The 23,921-nt window shown below is 41.4% G+C and carries 16 protein-coding genes; 7 read left to right on the top strand and 9 right to left on the bottom strand.

Annotated features, from left to right (window positions below; genetic code table 11):
- Window positions 1-92: 92 nt before the first annotated feature.
- The 5 genes from I7804_RS02905 to I7804_RS02885 form a co-directional block, all read right to left on the bottom strand.
- On the bottom strand, window positions 93-428 hold the full coding sequence (locus I7804_RS02905; RefSeq protein WP_110074560.1) for a hypothetical protein: 336 nt from the start codon (window positions 426-428) through the stop codon (window positions 93-95).
- Between the two features lie 31 nt (window positions 429-459).
- Window positions 460-864, bottom strand: a complete 405-nt coding sequence (locus I7804_RS02900; protein ID WP_248404833.1) for a hypothetical protein — start codon at window positions 862-864, stop codon at window positions 460-462.
- Between the two features lie 128 nt (window positions 865-992).
- Window positions 993-1,298, bottom strand: a complete 306-nt coding sequence (locus I7804_RS02895; RefSeq protein WP_110074562.1) for a WXG100 family type VII secretion target — start codon at window positions 1,296-1,298, stop codon at window positions 993-995.
- A 60-nt stretch (window positions 1,299-1,358) separates the two neighbouring features.
- On the bottom strand, window positions 1,359-1,667 hold the full coding sequence (locus tag I7804_RS02890; RefSeq protein ID WP_110074563.1) for a WXG100 family type VII secretion target: 309 nt from the start codon (window positions 1,665-1,667) through the stop codon (window positions 1,359-1,361).
- Between the two features lie 118 nt (window positions 1,668-1,785).
- Window positions 1,786-3,636, bottom strand: a complete 1,851-nt coding sequence (locus tag I7804_RS02885) for a trypsin-like peptidase domain-containing protein (protein WP_248404832.1) — start codon at window positions 3,634-3,636, stop codon at window positions 1,786-1,788.
- A gap of 829 nt (window positions 3,637-4,465) precedes the next feature.
- Between I7804_RS02885 and I7804_RS02880 the strand changes: the two genes are divergently transcribed.
- Complete coding sequence (locus I7804_RS02880) at window positions 4,466-8,728, top strand: Ig-like domain repeat protein (protein ID WP_248404831.1); 4,263 nt, start codon at window positions 4,466-4,468, stop codon at window positions 8,726-8,728.
- Between the two features lie 124 nt (window positions 8,729-8,852).
- Here the strand turns inward: I7804_RS02880 and I7804_RS02875 are convergent, their stop codons facing one another.
- From I7804_RS02875 to I7804_RS02860, 4 genes are all read right to left on the bottom strand, one after another.
- Window positions 8,853-12,563 (bottom strand): glycoside hydrolase family 2 TIM barrel-domain containing protein, encoded by a 3,711-nt coding sequence (locus tag I7804_RS02875; protein ID WP_248404830.1) that lies wholly within the window; start codon window positions 12,561-12,563, stop codon window positions 8,853-8,855.
- Window positions 12,564-12,714: 151 nt separating this feature from the next.
- A complete protein-coding gene (locus tag I7804_RS02870) occupies window positions 12,715-13,176 on the bottom strand; it encodes an RpiB/LacA/LacB family sugar-phosphate isomerase (protein ID WP_022756020.1) in 462 nt (153 codons plus the stop codon).
- Window positions 13,177-13,765: 589 nt separating this feature from the next.
- Entirely contained in the window at window positions 13,766-14,599 is an 834-nt protein-coding gene (locus tag I7804_RS02865) for a hypothetical protein (protein WP_248404829.1), read from the bottom strand.
- Window positions 14,578-15,123: a helix-turn-helix domain-containing protein gene (locus tag I7804_RS02860; protein WP_022755991.1), complete on the bottom strand. Its 546-nt coding sequence runs from the start codon at window positions 15,121-15,123 to the stop codon at window positions 14,578-14,580. Before I7804_RS02860 ends, I7804_RS02865 begins: the two co-directional genes overlap by 22 nt.
- Window positions 15,124-15,639: 516 nt before the next feature.
- Here I7804_RS02860 and I7804_RS02855 point away from each other — a divergent pair.
- The 6 genes from I7804_RS02855 to I7804_RS02830 all read left to right on the top strand — a co-directional run bounded on the left by I7804_RS02855 (window position 15,640) and on the right by I7804_RS02830 (window position 23,897).
- Window positions 15,640-15,990, top strand: a complete 351-nt coding sequence (locus tag I7804_RS02855; protein WP_248404827.1) for a hypothetical protein — start codon at window positions 15,640-15,642, stop codon at window positions 15,988-15,990.
- A gap of 127 nt (window positions 15,991-16,117) precedes the next feature.
- Window positions 16,118-17,812, top strand: coding sequence for a serine/threonine protein kinase (locus I7804_RS02850; RefSeq protein WP_248404825.1), 1,695 nt, complete (start codon window positions 16,118-16,120; stop codon window positions 17,810-17,812).
- 25 nt (window positions 17,813-17,837) lie between these two features.
- Window positions 17,838-18,374, top strand: a complete 537-nt coding sequence (locus I7804_RS02845; RefSeq protein WP_248404824.1) for a hypothetical protein — start codon at window positions 17,838-17,840, stop codon at window positions 18,372-18,374.
- Between the two features lie 15 nt (window positions 18,375-18,389).
- Window positions 18,390-19,244, top strand: a complete 855-nt coding sequence (locus I7804_RS02840) for a PP2C family protein-serine/threonine phosphatase (protein WP_248404822.1) — start codon at window positions 18,390-18,392, stop codon at window positions 19,242-19,244.
- Between the two features lie 78 nt (window positions 19,245-19,322).
- Entirely contained in the window at window positions 19,323-20,255 is a 933-nt protein-coding gene (locus I7804_RS02835) for an alpha/beta hydrolase (protein WP_051199599.1), read from the top strand.
- A gap of 195 nt (window positions 20,256-20,450) precedes the next feature.
- On the top strand, window positions 20,451-23,897 hold the full coding sequence (locus I7804_RS02830) for a glycoside hydrolase family 2 TIM barrel-domain containing protein (protein ID WP_248404820.1): 3,447 nt from the start codon (window positions 20,451-20,453) through the stop codon (window positions 23,895-23,897).
- Window positions 23,898-23,921 lie beyond the last annotated feature (24 nt).

Genomic DNA, 23,921 nt, shown 5'->3' with positions numbered 1-23,921 from the left:
TAATTACTCCTATAAAACTGTTTCTTGTATATGCTTCTTTAGTTTGTTGTCAATGAATTCATATCCTTTTATTCAGATATATTCAGATATGATCATTCTCCGTCTGATGCTGAGCCGGATGTCAGATCATCGTGTGCTTGCGTAAGCTCTTTATCGGCGTCTGCATCTGTCTCTAAATATTCATCCTTAATATCAGTCATAAGTGATGTCAGCTGTGCTACTTCTGTCTCAAGGTCTTTGAGCACAGCTATGATCCTTTCATCATATGCCTGGTAATCCGGTACTACGCTATTACCCGCAGCATATGCATCAGGTTCTTCTGTATCTGCTGTCTCATCTATGATCTCTTTGCCTTGCTCTTCTATACCACTTACGACTGTTTCGTATGTGTCTACGTCTATCTTTATTGGATCTGTTCCTTCCGGCATTACTTATATCCTCCTAGTATCATTATTTTTTTCACTCTGTTCCTTCTGATGTACCTGGATTTTCTGTCCAATTGTCCAGTTCTTCCCGCAATTGTGCAAGTCTTTCATTCTCTTCTTCTATCATGGTATTGATAATCTCGATAGCCTCTGCTATCTGGCCTTCAAGCTTTGTGATATCGTTATCATAACTTGTCATGCACAGGCTAAGTGTCTCTCTGATAGTTTCTGCGGCGCCTTCATTTTTACCAAGCCAGTCATCATTTTCTGCAAAGTCATATTCATCAACAGGTGTCTTTACATTATCTGTATAATCAGTATGGTCCTCTGAGAGTCTGGTCTGATATTCTGTAAGGAGCTCCAACACTGCCTCTAACTCCGCTATCTTATCACTACAACTTTTGATGTCCGCCTCTATAGCTGCTTTACTTCTTGACATACCTTCCTCCTCTTTTTTCATAATTTATCCAAATTGATTTTTGTAATAGTCCCGAAACCGGCTGTGACACCGGACTCGGGTAGCCTTTGCATTATAGATCTTGCTATAGCGCAAGTTCCATGATGTTTTTATTGATATGTAAGTGCTCCGGATGCAGTGCTGTCAATCATCTCCATGTTACTTGCGGATGTCTGGACATTGCTTCCGAGTGTTTCAAGATCTGTTACATACTTGGCAAGATCGTTGTAGAGATCGTAGAATGTCTCATCAAGTGTAGTTTTTGCTGCACCTTCTGTATCTTCAACGATTGTATCTACTACTGACTTGGCAGTGTCTATATATCCCTGCAGATTCTCTGCAAATGTTGATAACTGACTTCCTGTGCTGGAAACCTCTTCTGTCTGAGCAGAAATTGTGCCATCTGAATAACCCATAATTGTTTTCTCCTTTATCTTATAATTTGATCTGCATAACTTTGACGGGTGTTACAGCTGTTAAGCTTCGCCGCCGTATGCCTGTGCACCCTGCGCGGCAACTTCTTCGTAGCCTTCTTTGGTTGTTGTAACCCATGAAGCAATTGCTCTGAGGTTCTCTGACATATCTGCCATCTTTGTAGCAAGGGTATTGAGGTAATCTGTAGCTGCTGTTGCTTCTATACCTTTCCAGTTCTCTTCGAGCGGAGCCTGAAGTCCTGCTACACTTGTTACAAGTTCATCCATATTGTCTGCAACTGTACCAAGAAGTGTTACTTGAGTGTCAACGTCTGTGACGTCCATTCCAACGAATCCGGTTGTTTCTGCCATTGTTTTTGTTCCTCCTATAAACTTTTGTTTTATTGTTTTTGATATATGCACTTTATGACTATGCCACTATTGCTATATATCTTTTATATAAATGCCTTAATCATTGGCAGTTATATCTTTATCTTCGATAGCCAAATTCCTCATCTGCTATAAGGATCGTATCTCCATAATGGAGCTCATTGGCCTGACCCTGTGCAAGGCGCTTTCCATTCAGGAATGTTCCGTTGGTAGAGCCAAGGTCAGTTATGTACATGGCGCCGTCTTTGGCTTCCACTACTGCATGCTGTCTGCTTATTGCACAGTTATCCTTGATACACAGATCTACATGCAGACTGTCTTTACCGATCGTATATTTGGTCTTATCTATTACATGGTTCTCCCCGTTCTTGCGTCTTAAGAGATTGCCATAATAGGTCATACGCTTACTTTGCGGTGTTGCGCTTCCAAGTACTACTGTGGCACCACTGTCACCGCCTCCAAGGATTGATGTGTCTGAGGAGCCTGTCATGCCTTGAGATTGAGCACCGGAAGATCCTTTTACTATCTGATCGGCTTCAGGGATCACTGCTTTCTTTTTCTCAGGGAGGTTATCATATCTTCCTGCTCCATCAGGAATCTTATCTGCTGATTTTTTAGATTTCTTTTTCCTGGGCTGTCCGGGACTTTTTTCTTTATGCCTCGTAATGATCATTATCACCATGACGACTACGACTATCAGGAAGCCTATCCCAAGTGCGATCAGAACTATATATATCCATTTAGGGATCTCATTGTTTACTACAACTTCCTGTGTGTGATTTTGTTTTTCTGCAGCAAGTCTGGATGCTTCAGCATCAGCCTTTGCTTTCTCTTCAGCTGCTGCTTCTTCAAGTGCAGCTGTCATTGCTTCTTCCTGTTCTATAAGATCAGTTGTTGTGAGCTTGCTATATTTGATGCCAAGTGCATCCAGTATCCTTACCAGTTCTGAACTATCAACCGAGCAGTAATATCTTCCGTCCTTCTTCTGTTCATTTATGCCTATTACATAGCCGTTCTCGTTAAGAAGAGGACCACCACAGTTATTGCCGGTTATAAGACAGTCGTGTTCTATTACCTGTATATCTTTATAGGTTTTGTTGTTGGCAATACTTCCTGATGACATGGTTACATCATCCTGATCGTACATTACAGTGTTGCGGTCATATCTTACGGCAAAGGGGAAGCCAAGAGCATATACTGCTTCTGTTGCTTTATAGGGCTTGGCACTTGTGATGTCATCTGATGTTAGTATGGTAAGTGGTGTCCTGTTGTATAGGGGCTGAGATAGCTTTAATACTGCTATATTAAGTTCCGGACTTCTGGTGACTACTGTTGCCTCTATCGTGACATCGCCTTCTACTACTACCTGAGCTTTTAGATCTATCTTGTCCCATTCGTCCTCTTCTTCATCTACTCCAATAGTTGCAAATGCATCATCTCGTGTAGGCTTTGTTGGCGCTACAACACTATTGGTAGTGATGACATATTCGCCGTCGTCTGTATTACCGATGAGGAATCCCGTGCATCCTAGGATGATGTATTCCTTGCCGGAATCATCTGTATAGATGCTGTTAACTTGTACAATTCCCTTGGTTGCATCAGATACATTCTGTGTCATTGGAGCTAAGAGGTCTTCTTCAGAGTCTTCTATACTACTCCCTGTATCAGCATCGTCACTGGAATCTTCGGATGCATCTGATGATGTGGCACCAGTAGATGTAAGAGACTGCTCAGCGGAAGTATCTTGCGTAGCTGCTTCGTTGTCATCGGAATTAGATTCAGCTATAGATGAATTTGCAATAGGAGCCTGACTTTCTTCTGATATATCAGAGGTGTCAGCTGTATTTAAGGATTGAGCATTGGATACATGCACTGGCACACTTGCCAGTGTGGTTAATGCTAAGGTGGTGATGACACCAGCCAAATACTTTTTATAAAAGTGCTTGTTCATAATATTCCTTCCTGAATATAGGATCAGTAGATATTGGATATCTGAAGTAATACATTCTTTATGAAATCAAACCATTTTTATGTAGCGTCTGGGTAAGAGAAATAAGGGAATGGATTGCTTCTGTTTTGTAATGTTTCCCCATTATAAACGGGCCAAAACGGATATTCAACAGATTCTGACAGAACGTAAGATTTACACGACGAACGACATCACTAGCGTTATAACGATTACAAAGACACTATAAAGCGAATTATTTTGTCGCGTGAAAATACTGCTAATCCCTGATTCTACAAGGGATTGTAAGTTTTTGGATTTTTTTGATGAGTGATCCGACGAATGACATTCGTCAGCAGGGGATATTGTAAATGGAGGATAAATAAATGGCAGTATATTTAAATAAAACGGAAAAACGATAAGGATACAAAATCTCAATGTCCCGAAAAAATGAAAAGTAAAACAAATATGGGTAATTATGAATGTGAGTTTGAAGCAAGAAAAGATAAACGAATAAACGATAGTTTCCATAAAGGTATTGACGAAAAAGTATCAACAATATATCATATTTAAAGTATTTTAATAAGCAATTTATAGGCAAACGCTTTCCGGTGACGGGCGGACGCAAAGCTGTAAATCTTGGTAAGTAATCAAAGTTTTTTAGGATTTGGGATAGATCCACATTAGTAACGGGTATTACAAATATAATGCAAGATGGTTTAGCTGCAAAGATTATTCTTTGCAGCTTTTTTTGTGTCAAAAACACGTAGGGGTTACAACTTATAGGTGTAAGAACGGATGCTTATAGAAGAGGTTATTCAAGGAGGGACACAAGGTGTTTAGTAGTAAGAAAGGTAACTTGTTTATAAGAGTTACATCGCTTCTGACAGCATGCTTTTTGTTTATTGGCATGAGCGGTATTCAGACCTTGGCTGAAAGTGGAAACGGATCAGGTTCTGAACAGACAGAAGATCAGGCAACAGCAGGTAGTTCAGATAGCTCGGCAGGATATTCTGTGGACGATGACAGCGAAGGTGACGACGCTACGATTGGAGGATCATCAGAAGCAAGTGATGAATTAGCAGATGCTGCATCTGCAGCTTCTATTGAAGAGGATGAAGATGATACATCAGATGATTCTGCGCAGGAAGGCTCATCAGATGCTTCAAGTGAGGGTTCATCAGATGCAGCTACAGAGGGAAGTTCTGATAGTGCAGATGATTCTATACGTGAGTCTAAGTTGAGAACATCAAGGAATTTCACAACTTCATTGCTACTACCTGACGAACATGCCCCTGTTATATCCAATGGTTGTATTACTTTTGAAGATGATGACCATAGATGGGAATCTGATAATGTTCTTAGATCCAGCAAGGCAGTTACCATTAATGTAGATGTCAAAGATCCGAATCCAAATCCTGATTCGGGATCCGGTGAAAATGAGTCACCAGTTTCCGGAACGGCAGGATCAGCTTCTCTACTGGATGACGGGGAAGAAGTTACCGGTATCAAAAAAGTTACTATCAAGTATACAAATATTGAGACCGGACATACTACAACTGCTACTATGAGCGGACATGGGGATGGAACTTATACATATACATTCCCGCAGGATGTAGCTGCCTATCAGGTAGAGTCAATAACTGCAGTAGATGGCAATAAGAATTCTACAGTATATGATTCTAGTGATGCTGCAGATGCCAAAAATGAGAACAATATTTTTTCCAAGATATCTATAGAAGGTGATCAGTATAATGATGGTAGAGAAGATAGCCATTATACAAACTGTATTACGGATCTAAACAGGATACTTACAGCAGGTAATAACACATCATCTGCAGAAGAAGACAATGACTGGATCTCTCTTCAGGGTGAAGATAATGCAGATATATCATTGAAGGTATCGTTTAGATCATATATCTCTATATTCACTGATACTGACGATGTCAAGATATCGTTGGTTCCTGTTGATGAGTATGGCAACAAGATAGAGGGTGCTGAAGCTGTTGAAGGCAAGATGAATATCAGCTGGAGTTTCCCAAAGTCTAGATTTGAAGTAACTTTCGATCTTCCTGATGACAAGGATCAATATGTAGTCTATAAGCTTGAATCAAGCGGAGATTGTTTTATAAATAGTGCAGTCAGAAGCTTCAATAAAAAAGGATATTTGTACGTAAAGCTTGATAGCACAAGCCCTGTAGCCCAGGATATTGCTGTTACCTATACTGAAGATGGTAATGGCGTATCAGGAACCTATAACCTTGGTCAGGGCGAAGAGAGAATTGTATATTCAAAGAATGATCTGACTCTTACAGTTGATACTTCTAAGAGCTATGATCCGCTTATATCCGGAAGTGATACTAAGGAGACGGAAGATGATGTTCCTGCATCCGGAATTGTTAAGCTTTCATATGTCCTTTACAATGATGATTATCCTACATCCGGCAAGGGTGAGTATCATGAGATAGAGATAGAGGATCTGGAAATCGACGAGTGCGGTGATATCAGGATCGAACTTCCCGGTGTTAGTGAAGGCCAGGGCCCTGTATATATAGGTGATGTAAGACTTTATGATCTTGCAGGCAATGAGACTCTTATCTATGAAGGCAAAGTAGAGCCGGTAAGCTATGTTATTGATAGCGTAAGCCCTGTTATCGAATTTACAGATCTTAACGGAGAGGGACTTTCCGAAGGATATCCTACAGATCTTGCATCAACAACATATTTCTACAATCATGATGTTACAGGTAAGCTCTTAGTAACAGAGAGATATATCAAGGAAGTAAAGCTTTCAGAGAAGTCAGGTCTTATGAAAGCAGAACTATCTATTCCTGAAAGTACAAGTACTGAACTTGGAGCACAGACTGAATATACATTTAGTACAGTAGGTGACGGAGACTATTTCTTTGCAGCAGATGCTACAGATATGAGCGGCAATACAGCTGATACTGTAGATAGTCCGTATTTTGTAATAGATAGTATAGCTCCTGTTATCACAGTCACATATACATCAGGTGGAGAGACAGTAACTCCTGCAGGCAAGGATACAAGCTATTACAAAGACAGTGTAGTTGTAACTCTTGTGATTGAAGACAAACACCTGCTTCAGGAGGGCATAGAAGCTGTTATTACAGGTACCAAGGCTGATGGCACTAGTGTCAATATTCCTGTATCAGAGTGGACTTACAACGAGGGATCATATACATGGACTGCCAAGGTAGAGCTTACAGATGATGGTGAGTATGCTCTAAGCGCCAAGGCAACAGATAGAGCACAGAATGTATCTGATACTTATACAGGCGCAGGATTCACTATAGACCGTACAGTTCCTGTTGTTACTATTACTTTTGATAATAATTCACCACAGAACGAGATCTATTACAACGCTTCAAGAACTGCTACTATCACTGTTAAGGATTATACTTTTGACAGCAGTAAGTCTGAGCTTGTTATAAATGCTCCTGACAATGCTCCTTCTCAGAGCGATTGGGCAGGTGTATCCGATCAGACATATAGTAAGACGGTTACATTCAATCTTGACGGAAGGTATGACTTCACCTTCAAGACAACTGACAAGGCTGGCAATGAGTCTGAGACTCAGACTATAAGTCTTTTTATCATAGACATGACAGCTCCTGTTGTTACAGTTAGTTATGATAACAACGATGTAAGGAACGGATTCTATTACAATGCTAAGAGGACAGCAACTGTTAAGGTTGATGAGAAGTCTTTTGACAATAGTCTTGTTGTTATAAACTCGCAGGCATCAGATGATGCAGAGCCTATGGCTGCGCTTCCTAAGGCAGCAGCATTTAGTGGTAATGCTGATGTAGGTACATATACTACTACGATGTCTTTTAATGCAGATGGTAGATATGGATATACTATTAAGGTAACAGACCTTGCGGGTAATGAGTCAGAAGTATATACAAGTGATATATTCGTTATAGATATGACAGCTCCTGATATTACATTCAGCGGAGTTGAGAACTACTCTGCCAACAATGGTCAGGTGGCTCCGGTCCTTATATACAAGGATCTTAACATTGATTTTGAGAACTCTAGTGTTACTATGACAGGAGCCAATCACGGCGAGGTAACTCCTGAATCTAAGACGACACAAGTTGTAGATACTGTGACTGTATCATATAGCGACTTCGCTCATACCAAGGAGACGGACGATCTGTATACTCTTAGAGTCAGCATTACAGATATGGCCGGCAATGTGACAGAGGATGAACTGGTATTCTCTGTAAACAGATTCGGTTCTGTATACGTCGTAGGAGACAGCACCAAGGAGCTGACAGACAGATATTATACCAATGAGCCTGAAGATGTTACTATCACTGAGATCAATGTTGACAGTCTTACTTATAAAGAGGTATCTGTTGACAGAGACGGCGACAGTGAGGTTCTTAAAGAGGGCAGAGATTATACAGTATCTGTTCAGGGCGATGACAAGTCATGGAAGTCCATGACATATACTGTCAATGCCGACAATTTCAATAAGGACGGCAACTACTCTGTAATGGTATACTCCAGAGACAGAGCGACCAATACTCAGGACAACCGTTCAGAAGGCAAGGAGATCGAGTTCGCTGTTGATGGTACAGCTCCTTCTATTGTAACTTCTGAGATCAAGGAAAAAGGTGTTTATGAGGAAGAGGGGCACGACTTCATCATAAATGTTACTGATAACATGGGATTTGAAAGTCTTGTGGTATATACAGGTCAGAATGAGCTTACAGAGCTGGTATCTTATACAGCAGAAGATATCGAAGCTGCCGGAGGTACACTAACTGTTAATCTTCCTGAAATGGATGCTTATCAGAACGTTATGATACTGGCAACCGATGTTGCAGGCAATCAGTCTGAGCGTGATTACAACAATGTTCTTGTATCACGTAATGCCAAGAAACTGATCGAAGATGATGAGATTGCGTTAAATGATGAGATCAAGCCTTTGGTCGATCCTGACAAGGATCCTTCTGCATTCTTCATCTGGGCAGCAGTTGCAGGTGGATTCGTAGTGGTATCAGGCGGCGCAGGCGCAGCTTATTATATCCTTCGTGTAAAGAAGCTTAAGGTTAATAAATAAAGCTTAAGGAATATAAAACTTATGATCTGGTGGGCTAACCATTAAATATGACTCAAGCGGTATGAAATAATAGATATAATAAAAGATCGCATGGATTTTCCAAAATGGATCCATGCGATCTTTTTTACTTACTGAATCTAAAGCTCTTCATGTCGAAGTTACTGCCGGGGAGGAATACGAAGGTTATAGTTCCGCTTCCTTCAATGTTACTGATATCAAAGGTGTGATCAGTGATATCATCTGTAGCTTCCACTTCCAGTATCTCTCTGACACTGCCCTTATCTGTATCGAAGAGTATGTGTATGGTGTTCTTCTCTCCTACTGCTCTTCCGCTTATAGTGACATGCGATGGCTTCTCATCTCCAAAATTCATGTCTTTATAAACAAGGGATACGTTATTGCCAATGCCTGATACCATGCCGTCTTTGATGGTGTAGGTATCGCCATAGATCTCATCTGCATCTACGGCAAGGCTTTCGGCATAGGCTCTTCTATTTCTCTTAAATACAAATCCCTTAAGGTGGAGCTTGTCCCAGGTTTCGAAGCTAAGATCACATACGCCGGTTAGCGGCTTATCAAGCTTCCAGGTAACTTCCTGATATACATTCCAGATAGGCGGCTTGTCATAGATCTTATCAAGGATCACTTCATCTCCCGACAGGATCCTGATCCTGTTAGCACCTCCGTCCAGTGAGAAAACAGGTATAGTGATCTCGTCAGAGGTATCTCTGCCAAAATCCAGTCTGTCGTAGGTTACAAGTGTCCTTTGGCCTCTTGCGGTTGCTACTCCTTTGTCATTGCCATTGCCAACTTCTCCTTCATATCCTGAGTAGAGGCTTCCTGCTACGAAGCTGTACGGATCGAAGAATGCTGCGCCCATACCCTGAACTTCAAAGTCCATATAGGAGATGATCCTTGGCTTATCTCCTCCGTTACAGGACAAGGCTCTAAGATAGAATCTTCCATCGCCCTTGGCAGTGATCATGGCAGTATTGCCTTCTGCACGAAAGTCAGCGATATTGGACTTAACACCAAACTCTGTGACAACCTGGAAGGTGATATCCTTGTAGGTTGCATTGGCCGGATAGACCTTGGCAGATACTCTTACTTCATTACAGCCTTTGGTTAATACGCTGTTTCCGCTTTCGTTTACAAGCTCTATCTTCCTGATAGGGATCTCATCTTGTGATCCAAGCCTATTGGCATCATTATGACAGATATCTATAACTTCTAAAGGTTCGTAACAGTGGACTTCGTTATGAGCCGTATCTTTAGGATCTAATAACCTGATATCATCAGATGGCTCATGTGATTCACCTCTTACGATATAGTTGGTTGCGTCAGACTTATTTTTAATGCTCTTAAGAGTGTATGTGGCGCTTTCAAGTCCGTTACTTGTAGCAGTTACTACTATCTCGCCTTCTGCATCAGTTGCCTGAATGATCGCAAGGAGCTTACCACCAAAGAGCCTTCTGCTTGTAGCTTTATAGCTATCCAGATCTGAGCTGTCACCATTATCAAGACCTACAAGGCGGCCGGGGCCTGTGACAGTTACAGATACTCTGTTTTGTGCATTAGAAACTTCGGTTCCATCTGTATCAAGAGCAGATATCTCTATGAAGGCAAGGTCTCTGGTATTAGAACATAGTATGTCATTTGAATAGATACTATTATTATTGGTATCCATATCTACTGAATCATTATAATTACTATAAGTAGACTCAGATCCAAAGTTCTTACAATCCTTTGTATTGGTATACTCATCAAGGGCGTTACGAAGGACCAGTTTAACAGGATCTGTAAAGCTTCTTATAACATCAGTTGCTACTACTCTTCCATCCTCATCATAAGCTCTTGCTTCTACATATCCCTTAGAATATGGTACCTGAAGGTTCCATTCTATCTTGCTGCCGGATCCCGGCTTATTAGAGAAATCGCAGCATCCTTTGTCTTTTCCATTTATAAACAGCTGCGCCCTTGGTGCATTGGTTACTATCTTAAGGTCTATGGTCTGACCTTCATTGAAGTCCCAGAATGAGGGGCATATATGAATCATTGGCGCCTTCTTATGATCAGTCCAGGCTGCCTTCCATTCATAATATGCATCCTTTGGGAAGCCTGCCGTATCTATCTGCCCGAAATAGGAGTTCTTGGTATGATAAGGCGTAGGCTCTCCGATATAGTCGAATCCTGTCCATAAGAACTGACCCATAGAGAATGGAGTATCTCTGTCAACTCGTATGCAGTTCTCTATGCTCTTTGCACCCCAGCTTGTCTGGCTGTTACCAAGGCTTGAACACTGCTCATCATCATCTGACAATACACTGGCAGATGCCGGGAAGTGGTAGATACCTCTACTTTGAACTATAGAGGATGTCTCGCTTCCATAGATGATCCAGTCAGGGTGCTCTTTGTGATGCTCTTCATAATACTTCTCTGCGTAGTTGTAGCCGGCAACTTTAAGTATATCGGCGCACTTTCTGGCATTCTCCCAGGGCATGTAGTTAGAGCCTATAGTAGGCCTTGCATTGCCGTTATAGTCGTATTGTCGCACAAGGTCTGACAGCTCTTTGGTGATCCGCTGTCCGTCCTCATCTGCATGGGTGTCGTAGATCTCATTCCCTATACTCCAGAAGGATACACACACATGGTTTCGGTCCCTTCTAACCCAGCTTGCCACATCTCTTTCATGCCATGAGTCAAAAAATCTGGCGTAGTCATAGGTAGTCTTAGGCTTCCTCCACATATCGAAGGCTTCGGATATGAAGATAAAACCCATCTCATCCATAAGGTCAAGTACGCCCGGAGCTACCATGTTGTGGGTTCCTCTTATGGCATTGACGCCCATGGATTTAAGAGTGAGAAACTTCCTCTTCATGGCAGCTTTGTTAAAAGCACTTCCAAGAGCGCCAAGATCATGATGTTCACAGACTCCGTTTAGCTTAATATTCTGACCATTAATGATAAATCCCTTGTCAGGGTCTAGTACTACATGCTTAAAACCAAGCCTTGTCCTATACTCATCTACTGCTCTTCCACCTGCAGTGAGAGTGACTGTAATATTGTAAAGGTTAGGATTAGAAGGATCCCACTTTAGAGGGGACTTCACAAGGTATTCCTGAATATATCTGTATCTGACCTGACCTGACTCAAGATCCTTGTAATCGCAGGCAGGTGCAGAAACCTTTGCAGGTCCGGGATGGTCTGTAACAGGCAGTTGTTCATAGGCAATATTCTCACAAGCGCTGATACCGGTACTAGTACGACTAATACTAGCACTAATACCTGCTTCACCTGCCATATCTCCGCAGACTTCTGCTTCTACCCTAAGGATATAGTCATCCCCCTTAGGGCGCGTAGACAGGTAGACTCCATCAATTGCAAGGTATGTACTATCAGTTATCGTAAGCCACACATCTCTGTATATACCGGCTCCCGAGTACCATCTGGTATTAGGACTCTGATGCCTTATAAATACGGAGATATTGTTGATACCCTGATGCAGATAATCTGTCATCTCGAAGGAAAAAGATGAATAGCCATATTTCCATTCAAAGGCGCACTTGTCATTAACATAGATAGTGCAGTCCATATAGACACCTTCGAAAGTAATAAAGCATCTATGACCGGAACCCGGACTGTATTCGAAATCCTTGCTATACCATCCTGTAGCATCTTTATATAAGTTATCCGAGTCATGGATCAGGAAGTCATGGGGGATCTCAACCTTGTTAAAAGAGCCTTCGAATTCATCCTTTCTCCTTAGTAAGTCATCGTAGTGTACGTCAAGGCCTGTCTCTAAGAACCTCCAGCCTCCGTCAAATAAGTATCGCATGTGTGTGCCTTTCAGATAATTGATTTTTTTAAGTAAAAGATTGAAAGTGTTCCATTTTCAAATCCAAATTGATGACACAAACACCATCAATTTGAACCATAAGCCATTTGCTGTGCTCGCGACATCCGAGGTATATGATAATGATTTCTGATCATTTGACCGGTACGCAGTGTTTATCGTTGATCTCTTTGACCTTCAGGACTCTGCGGCGGTATTTTTCCTCAGTAAGAGGATCTGTGTTAAGCCATGCCTTGACGATCTCCATGGCGATCATCTCACCGATTATCTTAGCTCCAAGACACAGTACGTTGGAATCAGTATGCCAGCGTGATAGCTGAGCGCAGAAGGTATCCTGACAGACAGCTGCATAGATGCCATTTATCTTATTGGCAATAAGCGCTGATCCGTAACCCACGCCATCTACAAATATCCCTTTGTCGCACTCGCCCTTGGCAACTGCAAGAGCAGCCGGATATACGAAATCCGAAAGATCGCAGGACTCCTCATCATAGGTTCCAAAATCCACTACTTCATATCCTTCTTTTTCCAGATAAGCTTTGATCTCATTCTTGAGCCTTGTTCCTGCATGATCATTGGCCATTGCAATCTTCATAATGCGCTCCTTTCAGAACAATCAAAAATATTTATGGGTTAAGTAAAACAAATACTATCTCAAATTTAGCAACAATTCGGGCATAAAGCAATGATTATATATATTTATTGTATTTTTTACTGGTTTGATTTATAGAAAAAATGCTAGAAGTGGAATTATAAATGCAGTTCGTCGGATGAAATGTGTATTCTGTCGGAAAATTGAGACAAGCTATTTTTTTCATTGTATAGTGAATGTGCAGTCGGCACTTAGAAGGACTGAAAACGTGCAGACTTGCTACCTTAAGTAATGTCAGATGATTTTTTTACATCCTTAGGTATGGAAAAAAGAGGGGATGAGCATTTGGGGAAATGCTCGAGTCAGAAGTTATGCTATAAAGATAGCAACAGGGTCCCGGGTAGACACATCTGGGACCCTGTTTGTTTTGTCTACAGAACATGTAGTTAACAGGGTAAGATCCGATCTGTATTCAATGACAGAAGAAGTCTGGGAGATATATCTGAGTGACTTGAAAAAATTATAATCAATCGCGTATTCCATCAAAATGATGATATAAATTGTTACTTTATTCATCATTTTGATGGATTTTCTATTTTTTAAATAGATATGAATATTTTCTCTTTTGCTCTATGATAATATCCTTAACTCTTTTCTTGATATCGTCAGAGTATATATCTGCTTTGATAAGGATATTATCAATATCTTTATCAGTAAAATTAAAATACAGATTATTGCCGTATAGAGTTTCGGACAATTCTAATTGCTCATCAAAACTATCAGAAAAAGTTTTGGGCTTAACATTTTTTATCTCATCATATATGTCTGTGTTAAGAGGATAATCCATTTTTATATCAGATAATAGCGATGCTCCATTGTCATATATAGGGCACAAACTATATCTCCCATCCCTTATCATAACTGAGATATTATGCGTATGCCTGTCTTCGTTCAGAAACAGGGCATCTATAGTCAGTAATTTATTCATATATATACCAAAGTCTTTGATTCCGGTAACCCTTTCAACTTGGTCTACTATGAATTCAAGTCTATTTTTGTGATCAGCAATTGAATAAATTCCTTTATTCAGTCCATCGCCAAATTGGTTTTTGAAAAGCCTTTCTAATGTGGTGATCTGACAACCATTTGTAAAGTCCTTGCTTTTACATCCGGTATATGCTATCGATTTATATTTTATGTTTATAGGTTCATAGATAACGTATTCATCAGGCTTTAATGTTGATTTTATCAATAAGTTTGACACAACATATTCAACGAGACCTTCATATCCAAGATAATCTGCTTTATACCAGATGCCATTATTTTTCCATTTTAATTGATTTCCTTTGGATGAATTTCTGCCATCATCTTGCAGATTATATTCAAATAATTCCACTGAGTTATTTACCTGTCTATCTTTATCCAAAACTCATCCTCCGCCATCCGGCCTTCTGTCTTTTCGATGATTAAAATAGGATCATAAAATGGGATATCCAAGCGCTTTAGTTCTAGTTTCATTTTGTCTCTGCTCCTTGGAAAACACCTGGATTCAATGAATTCCTCATATTCCTCAAAATTCGGCTCGGTATTTACTCCAAACGCTCGCATCTGCGGATTATCAATGTAATTTTTTATTTTTACTTTACGGTTAGTTTCATCAATGTCGATGATAGTGCAAACCGTTGATCTGTACATGTAATACAGGCGCAGTTTCAACCTATCCTCTGGAATTTCCAGTTTCTTCGGAATTGTAAGATCTCTTTTAATAAGCTCCAGTAATGTTATCACCGGACCTGAGATTTTAGACTTTCCTTCCTCCCACCTTTCGATGGTAGGTCTGGAGCATCCCAAAAAAGAAGCAAACTCTGCCTGGGTCATAGATAGTTTGAGTCTGATATCTTTAAATTCTTCCGGGGCTAAATTGGTAGGAGTAATATATTCTCTCTTCATAAAACACCTCCTATTGGAATAATACCATCAAAATGATGGATAATCAATCATATTTATCAATCATTATGATGGATTCTTCTGTTTTTTAATCATATCACGAAGGCTGGCTCTTTTTTGATTTATTACTCCCCAAATGCATTTCGTCGGATGAAATGTGCATTCTGTCGGAAAATTGAGACAGGCTATTTTTTTCATTGTATAGTGAACGTGCAGTCGGCACTTGGATGGACCGAAAAGTAATGACATTATAGCTTTGTGCCTGCTGCAAGTAAGTGAAACGTAATAGTAAATCACCCAAGAAATTTATTATTAGCGGTTCATAGGAGTAGCCTTCATAAGAGGCTGCTCCGAAAACTGACAGACTTACTACCTTAAGTAATGTCAGACGAATTAGGTTACATCCGTTGGTATGGAAAAAGAGGGGATGAGCATTTGGGGAAATGCTCGAGTCAGAAGTTTTGCTATAAAGATAGCAGCAGGGTCCCGGGTAAATATATTCTGGGACCCTGTCCTTTTTTGAGACATTTTTTTGTAGACGATGATGGCAAAGAGGTATCCTTCGATGTTGGCTATCCTTCCAAATCAGATTCCATGGACAGCGACAGATATGTGTACAATGCCTGCGATTTTGAAGCTGAGTACATAGATGTTACCTTTGATGGAGAAAAAGACATAGTAATATCCCTAGGACATGCTGGCGTAATAGGAGATACGGTCCACTGTGCATATGCTGATGAATGGGAAGAATGCTATTATGAAGGCGAAGTTGCTGTGACCAAGTGGCTTAGCGAGATCGTTGACGATATGACAGCTGATGATGTCATAAGGTATATCCTTGATCATCAGGACGAATATGAAAGCATATAAGATAGAGCCTTCAAAGGCTGGTATTGAATTAATCGCACAGGAATGACATAATATCATATCTAAATCATTGTTTTTTAGGAATAATTCTTTTCTGGCAGTTAACTGCCAAAAAAGATAAGAGGTTTTTATGTTACAGATCGGATCACTTATTGATGGAAAATACAAGATACTGAGTATAATCGGACAGGGAGGTATGAGCACTGTCTATCTTGCGATCAATGAAAGAGCCAATAAACCCTGGGCTATCAAGGAAGTCAGGAAAAACGGAGTCAAAAATTATGAAGTAGTCAAACAGAGCCTTGTCATGGAGACTGACATGCTCAAACAGCTCTCACACCCGTATCTTCCCAGTATTGTCGATGTTATAGACACAGATGAATGCTTCCTCATAGTTATGGACTATATAGAAGGCAACACCCTTTACAGAACCCTTGCTGAGTACGGTGCTCAGCCTCAGGACAAGGTAATAGAGTGGGCCAAGGAGCTGTGCAATGTTCTGTCTTATCTACATACAAGGACGCAGCCGATCATCTACAGAGATCTAAAACCCGCCAACATAATGTTAAAACCTGACGGAACCATCACCCTGATCGACTTTGGAACAGCCAGAACCTACAAACAGGACAGTATAGAAGATACCACATGCCTTGGTACAAGAGGCTACGCCGCACCGGAGCAGTTTGGCGGAAGAGGCCAGACTGACGAAAGGACGGATATCTATAACCTTGGAGCAACATTGTATCATCTGGTCACAGGTCATAATCCCTGTGAAGCGCCCTATGAGATGTATCCCATAAGACAGTGGAATCCGTCTCTTTCGGCAGGTCTTGAGAAGATCATACTTAAATGCACCCAGCTCAATCCCAAAGACAGATACCAGTCAAGTGCCGAGGTTATGTATGATCTCGAACACTATAGCGAGCTTGATAAGAATTATAGAAAAAGAGCCAGGCTAAGAGTCGCTATGTTTGGCATCACATCTTTTATTACAGTTTTCAGCGCTGCTGCAGCGGCATATTTTATGACATCTGCAGGCAAGATCAGAAATGAAAGCTACGATTCATATCTTGAAGAAGCAAGAAGCAGGCCTGAAGTCTCCCAGCAGATCGAGAAATACGAAGAAGCTATCTCATTAGATCCTACCGATGGTACTGCATTTATAGAGCTTCTGAATCAGTCTTATCTTATGGATGATGTATTTACTCCTGAGGAAGAAGAGCAGCTAAGAAAGCTTCTTATTACCAAGTACGATGATAAGAGAACCTATGAGCAGATGCTCTCTACCAATCCGGAAGCATATGATGAGTTTGCATACAGGCTTGCGCTTGCGTATTTTTACTGCTATGACGGAGCCGGCAACAAGCCTATGTCAACCAAGTGGTTCAATATAGCCATGGCATCTGAGACACTTGACGAGGTCAAGGTAGGAAGGGCCCAAAGACTAGGCAAGATAGCTTCATACTATTCGGATATCGGAAGGACACGTCCAAGCGGCGATGAAGTTGTAAGTTATGCCCAGTACTGGGAAGATATGGTGGAGATAACTACGGGAGATATAGCAACGCAGGACAACACCACAACAGCACTCATGGTCTATAAAGAGATGGTAGCCCAGATCAACAAGCATGCTACCAAATTCAAAAAGGCCGGTATCACATATGAAGAGATGATGGCTCAGCTTGATAATATAAGTAACAGACTCGAAACAGATATTATAGCTACAGCTGAGGATGAAGACAGGATCAATCCTCTCAAACAGAATCTGTACAAGAATCTTGATCTTGCATATAAAGCTGTTGAAGGAGCTTTTAGTAAAGAGTGAAAATAGATAAAGGATTAAGTTTGTTATGAATATCAATAATTTATATGTTCTGTTTACCGGCGATGCGAGCGTTGAGACGATTAGTAAAACCTCCATGATGTATCACAGGACAGCCTATATTTTACTGGGCGTGACAGCAGTGTTTTTCGTAATTTCGGTTTTCCTGTGGTTCAAAATGCATATAAGGCACGAAATAATAGTTCTTACAGGAATCGGTGTTAAAAAAGAAGTGGCCAGAATAGAGAAAATGGCCAAAAGAGAAACAGAAGAAGGCCTGTCTGATGGATCCAATGTCGCTCCCGGAGCGCGAGTATTGCAAAATGCCGGCTTTATGGATTCCAACATAACTCAGAATATAGGACAGATGCAGACAATGCCCATGAAGCAATCAGACTATAATGCAGATCCTTCTCAAAACGAAAGAAAACATGAAACAATGCCAATCGGTCTTATGGGCAGCGAAGAAACTGTACTACTTGAAGCGGAAGGTTCTAAGTCTTTTGATAATAATGGTTCATTCGTTGTTGAGAAGGACGAGGTGTATATTACTAACAATAAATAAAGAAAGAGCTAATAAATGTTTTTTACAACCGGACTAGTAACAGATAAAGGGACAGTAAAAGAAATAAATCAGGACGCAATGATGCTAAAAGTAGCCATGACCAAAGAACATGGACGTATCGCTTTTGGCCTTATATGCGACGGCTGCGGTGGTCTGTCTTTTGGAGAGATCGCCAGTGCTTCATATGTCAGGAGGATGGAAGACTGGTTTTATAATGAGCTTCCCGGTATCCTTACCAATGAAGATGATACCAGAAAACTGGATGAATCCAGTGATAACAGATATGATCCCATCGAGCTTATCAAAGGCAACTGGACCTATATCTCTACCCAGATGAATGAAAGGCTCATGGAATACGGAATCCAGAAGCGCGCAAGTGTAGGAACCACTGTATGTATGATCATCATCATCGGAAGAGAATACCTTGCCATGAACATAGGTGATTCCAGAATATATAAGTATACCAATAAAAAGGTTTCCTGTATCACTCATGACCATTCCTATGTCCAGAAACAGATGGACGAAGGGCGTATGACACTTAAGGAAGCACAGATAAGCCCTATGAAAAGTGTCCTCCTCCAGTGCATAGGAGCTGTAGGGACGCTTGATCCATATTTTTCCAGAGGGATCATAGGAAGGGACGAGTCATTCCTTCTGTGCTGCGACGGATTCTGGCGCAAGACTACTCCAAATGATATGGTCAGGATCATGAACGTATCAGGTTATGATAAGAATTCCGATTTAAGCTCTGGTAAAGATTTGGACAATAAAATAGAAAGCGTATTAAAGGACCATATTGAAAAGCTCAAATACGAAGGTGAAAAAGATAATATATCCGCAATTCTAATAAGAGCCCGGGATGCAATTTGACAGTAAATAAGATATACTGATGATTATAGAGAAAACTTCATGATTCGTAATGAATAATACTTAAGGAAGAGGATATATATGAGTAAAAAGACAGGTTTCGTACTTCTTAGTGTAATATCAGGTATTTTATTTGGGGGTGCTTTTGCAGGCAATAAACTCTATGACTATGCGATAAAGCCAAGGCAGCGTACAGATGAAGATCCCGATTCATCAGAACTTGTAACAAGAGGTCGTAGATGGGTCAGGAATCATGAATCCAAAAGAGACATATATATCAGTTCTATAGATTCTCTTCGTCTTCATGCAAGCTATATTCCGGGCAATGATGGCGAGCACCACTACGTAGTCCTTATCCACGGCATCTGGGACAGTTCAGAAGGAATGGGAATTTATGCCCAGGAATATGCAGGGAAAGGCTGGAACATACTCCTTCCTGACCTTAGAGGTTTCGGACAGAGCGAGGGCGATTATATAGGATATGGCCACGATGACCGTTATGACATAATAGAGTGGATATACTGGATCATCAAAAGAGACAAGGATGCCAGGATACTCCTTCATGGAACATCCATGGGCGCAGCTACAACACTCCTTGTAACAGGAGAGTCTCTTCCGGAGAACGTCATATGTGCGATATCAGACAGCTCCTATACAAGTGTTAAGGACGAGTTCGAAGAAGTCTATGAAGGTCTTGATAAGAAGATAGCAGCTATTCCAAGATGGCTTGCAATCCCGCTTCTTCGCTTTGAAGTCAAGGTTCGTGCAGGATACGATATCTATAAGATAAGACCTATAGATGCTGTCAAAAATTCCAAGACTCCAACTCTTTTCCTTCATGGAGATGCTGATGAATTCGTTAAGCCTCACATGTGCCGTGAGCTCTTCGATGCAGCAGCATGCAAGAAGGAGTTCTGTATGACTCTGGGAGCAAAGCACATAGAAGGAGTCTGGATAGATTCCAAGAAATACTGGAAGAAGGTCGATGACTTCCTTTCACACAATAATTTCTGATAATTAAAAGCAAATAAATAATAACAAATACAGGATACATAAATTATAATGAAATAGGTGTCAGAAGATATATAAGGCTTTAACCAGTGTGATGATTCGTTCATGTATGAGCAAATATGAATAGGGCGGTACACCAGGACTTAGATATATCTTTTGACACCTATAATTGAAAACGGACAACTTAAATATATTATTATGAGGTTATATAATATGGGGACTTTTGATTATTCTAAACTAACAGATCCGGGATACTTCGCAGACGGGCGTCTCCCGGCTCATTCAGATCACATCATTTGCAAAAATGTTCAGGAAGCATGGGATGAGGTAAGCTCATACCGCATGTCTTTGAACGGAAGCTGGAAATTCAGATATTCCGCTAATCTAAATGACCTTCCCAAAGATTTTGAAGATCCAAAGGTAGACTGCCATGGATGGGCTGATATAAGAGTGCCTGCGCATATGCAGCTGGAAGGCTATGGCGTAGCGCAGTATGTCAATGTTCAGTATCCATGGGACGGACATGAGGACATCGACCCTCCGATGATCCCAACCAAGGACCATCCTGTAGGCAATTATGTTAAGTACTTTACAATTCCAAAGGGCTTTATAAACCATGGCCTTTACATAAGATTTGACGGTGTAGAGAGCGCTTTTGCACTGTGGCTTAACGGAGTATATGTTGGATATAGCTCCAGCTCTTTTGACGCCAAGGAATTCGATCTTACAGATTGCATGAAGGAAGATGGTGAGAACAAGCTCGCCGTGCAGGTATTTAAGTACAATGCAGGAAGCTGGATGGAGGATCAGGATATGTTCAGATTCTCCGGTATATTCAGGGATGTGACCCTTTTTACCAGAACGTCAAGTGCATCAGATAAGGGCTGCGGCGTAGTAGGATCAGAGGGAGCAATAACAGCTGCGTCCGCTGGTAAAAACGGCGATTGTGACATTAGCGGCATGGACGTATATGATATTAAGGTCGTAACTGAACTTACAGATGATTATACAAAAGGTAAACTCCATGTAACCCTCAAGGGCTGTGGAAGTGGTCAGATGAGCCTTAGCCTTTTTAAGGAAAAATGGGACAGAGATCTTAATATTCAGGCAGCAGACGGAGATGAGATATGCTCTATAGATACCGAATGGACAGAAGATATCAAAGAAGATTCAAGAAATCTATGCTCCAAAAAGACAGAGGTCACACTTACAGCCGATAATCCAAGTCTTTGGAGTGCAGAGGATCCAAGTCTCTATGCCCTTATCATAACCTTATATGATGAAAACGGTGCAGAATGCGGTACTATCCTTCAGGAAGTGGGCTTTAGAGAATTTGTGATGGGTGATGACCACATCATGTATCTTAATGGTAAGCGCATAGTCTTCAATGGAACTGACCGTCATGAGTTCTCTGCAAGGACAGGACGAGCTCTTAGCCAAAAGGATATGGAGACAGATGTTATCAACATGAAGAGGAATAACATCAACGCCCTTCGTATGAGCCACTATCCTAATAACAGCTATATGTACAAGCTTTGTGACAGATATGGTCTCTATGTTATAGATGAGACCAATCTTGAGACACATGGAACCTGGGATGCGGCAGGTCAGGGCAAAAAGCCCCAAAGCTACATGGTTCCATATGACAACGAGGACTGGCTTGATATGCTCATAGACAGAGGAACATCGATGCTGGAGCGTGACAAGAATCACCCTTCAGTTATCATCTGGTCCTGCGGCAATGAAGCTTTTGGCGGCAAAGTCATATACGAGCTGTCCGAATATTTCAGGCATACAGATCCTACAAGACTTGTCCACTATGAAGGCATATGCCATGACAGAAGATACAATGATACTTCCGACATGGAATCCCGCATGTATCCTCCTGTCGCTGAGATAAAAGATTATCTCAAAGAGCACAGGGACAAGCCCTTCATATGCTGCGAGTACACCCATGCAATGGGCAATTCCTGCGGCGCTATGTACAAGTATACCGATCTTACGGAAGAGGAGCCTTTGTATCAGGGAGGTTTTATCTGGGATTATATAGACCAGTCCATTATAAGGAAGGACCGCTATGGAGTAGAGTTCCAGGGTTATGGCGGAGACTTTGGCGAAAGGCCCAATGACAACGACTTCTGCGGTAATGGTATAGCCTTTGGCGGCGATGAAAGAAAGCCTTCTCCCAAGATGCAGAGCGTCAAGTACAACTACCAGCCCTTTGCAGTGATAGTAGATGAGGACGCAGATACAGTCACAGTCCGCAACAGGACTCTTTTTACCAACACAGACCAGTACATAATGAGGCTGTGCGTAGAAAGGTATGGTAAGACTGAATATCAGAAGGACTACATCGTATCTGTTGAGCCCGGGCAGCAGGAAGTATTCGGATTATCTCTTGAAGAGAAAATAGGTTACGGCGAGATCTGCAACAAAGAAGGCGAATATGTAATAAGAGTATCCTTCCTTCTAAAAGAAGACACAAGATACGCAAAGGCCGGCTATGAAGTAGCCTTCGGCGAAGATGTATTCATGGTTGAGAATGGCCCTGAATACATTGTAGGAAGCGAAGAAGAACTGGATTTGGCTATGAATGATCAGCTTCCGGAATCAGAATCAGAAGCTGTGGATGCTGGATCTGATGATAGTGAAGCTAATGATGAAGCACTGCTTAATAAGATCATCATCCCTGAAGACGAGTTTGGAAACAGCATAGATATAACCTTTGGAGAGAATAAGCCATATACAGTAACTTACGGTCTTTGCAACGTAGGCATCAAGGGTGAGAACTTCGAAGCTCTGTTTACAGAAGGCTCAGCACTTACAAGTTATAAATATATGGGCAAAGAGTTGCTTGAGTCCAAGGTTCTTCCTAACTTCTGGAGAGCACCTACTCAGAACGATTATGGTAACGGAGCACCTGCCCGCTATGCCCAGTGGAAGATTGCCAGCATGTATCTCATGCCAAAATATGATATCTATACCCAGTATGAGCACTTCCTTGGAGGAACTCCATTCGAAGTCAAGGAACATGAAGATCACGTCAGCATCAGCTACAATTATAAGCTCCAGACAAGTCCTGAAGCTGAGTGCTTCGTAACCTATGATGTATACGGAGATGGAAGTATCAGGATCACTCTTTCCTACGATCCTGTCGAGGGTCTTATAGAGATGCCTGAGTTTGGTATGATCTTCAAGATGAATGCCGACTACGACAATCTTAAGTGGTATGGATACGGACCTGAAGAGACATATTCTGACAAGATGGCAGGAGCTAAGCTCTCTATGTATGAAGGAAAGGCTGCTACGCAGCTTGCACCATACCTTCTGCCTCAGGAATCAGGCAACCATGCTGGCGTAAGATTTGCATCTGTAACCGACGAAAGGGGACGAGGACTGCTCCTTGCTACTGAACTTCCTGAAGGAATGAGCTTTTCTGCGCTCCCATGGACGCCTCATGAGATAGAGAATGCAGCCCACCACTTCGAGCTTCCTCCTATCCACCATACGGTTGTAAGAGCATCGATAGGACAGCTTGGAATAGCAGGTGACAATACCTGGGGATCACTTACACATCCCGAATTCAGACTCCCTGTAGAAAAGGGCAAGACCTTTAAGTTCTCATTCATGTTAAGAGGAATCTGATGCAGTAATATATGAAAAAGACGA

The organism is Butyrivibrio fibrisolvens, assembly GCF_023206215.1.
GTDB classification, from domain to species: domain Bacteria; phylum Bacillota; class Clostridia; order Lachnospirales; family Lachnospiraceae; genus Butyrivibrio; species Butyrivibrio fibrisolvens_C.
This window is presented reverse-complemented; position numbering and strand designations above follow the sequence as displayed.

Excerpts from the sequence above, each read along its gene's own strand:
- I7804_RS02845 (WP_248404824.1), top strand. The coding sequence starts at position 17,838 with ATGAATATCAATAATTTATATGTTCTGTTTACCGGCGATGCGAGCGTT.
- I7804_RS02850 (WP_248404825.1), top strand. The coding sequence starts at position 16,118 with ATGTTACAGATCGGATCACTTATTGATGGAAAATACAAGATACTGAGT.
- I7804_RS02905 (WP_110074560.1), bottom strand. The coding sequence starts at position 428 with ATGCCGGAAGGAACAGATCCAATAAAGATAGACGTAGACACATACGAA.
- I7804_RS02870 (WP_022756020.1), bottom strand. The coding sequence starts at position 13,176 with ATGAAGATTGCAATGGCCAATGATCATGCAGGAACAAGGCTCAAGAAT.
- I7804_RS02890 (WP_110074563.1), bottom strand. The coding sequence starts at position 1,667 with ATGGCAGAAACAACCGGATTCGTTGGAATGGACGTCACAGACGTTGAC.
- I7804_RS02885 (WP_248404832.1), bottom strand. The coding sequence starts at position 3,636 with ATGAACAAGCACTTTTATAAAAAGTATTTGGCTGGTGTCATCACCACC.
- I7804_RS02875 (WP_248404830.1), bottom strand. The coding sequence starts at position 12,563 with ATGCGATACTTATTTGACGGAGGCTGGAGGTTCTTAGAGACAGGCCTT.
- I7804_RS02900 (WP_248404833.1), bottom strand. The coding sequence starts at position 864 with ATGTCAAGAAGTAAAGCAGCTATAGAGGCGGACATCAAAAGTTGTAGT.
- I7804_RS02835 (WP_051199599.1), top strand. The coding sequence starts at position 19,323 with ATGAGTAAAAAGACAGGTTTCGTACTTCTTAGTGTAATATCAGGTATT.
- I7804_RS02860 (WP_022755991.1), bottom strand. The coding sequence starts at position 15,123 with ATGAAGAGAGAATATATTACTCCTACCAATTTAGCCCCGGAAGAATTT.
- I7804_RS02840 (WP_248404822.1), top strand. The coding sequence starts at position 18,390 with ATGTTTTTTACAACCGGACTAGTAACAGATAAAGGGACAGTAAAAGAA.
- I7804_RS02830 (WP_248404820.1), top strand. The coding sequence starts at position 20,451 with ATGAGGTTATATAATATGGGGACTTTTGATTATTCTAAACTAACAGAT.
- I7804_RS02895 (WP_110074562.1), bottom strand. The coding sequence starts at position 1,298 with ATGGGTTATTCAGATGGCACAATTTCTGCTCAGACAGAAGAGGTTTCC.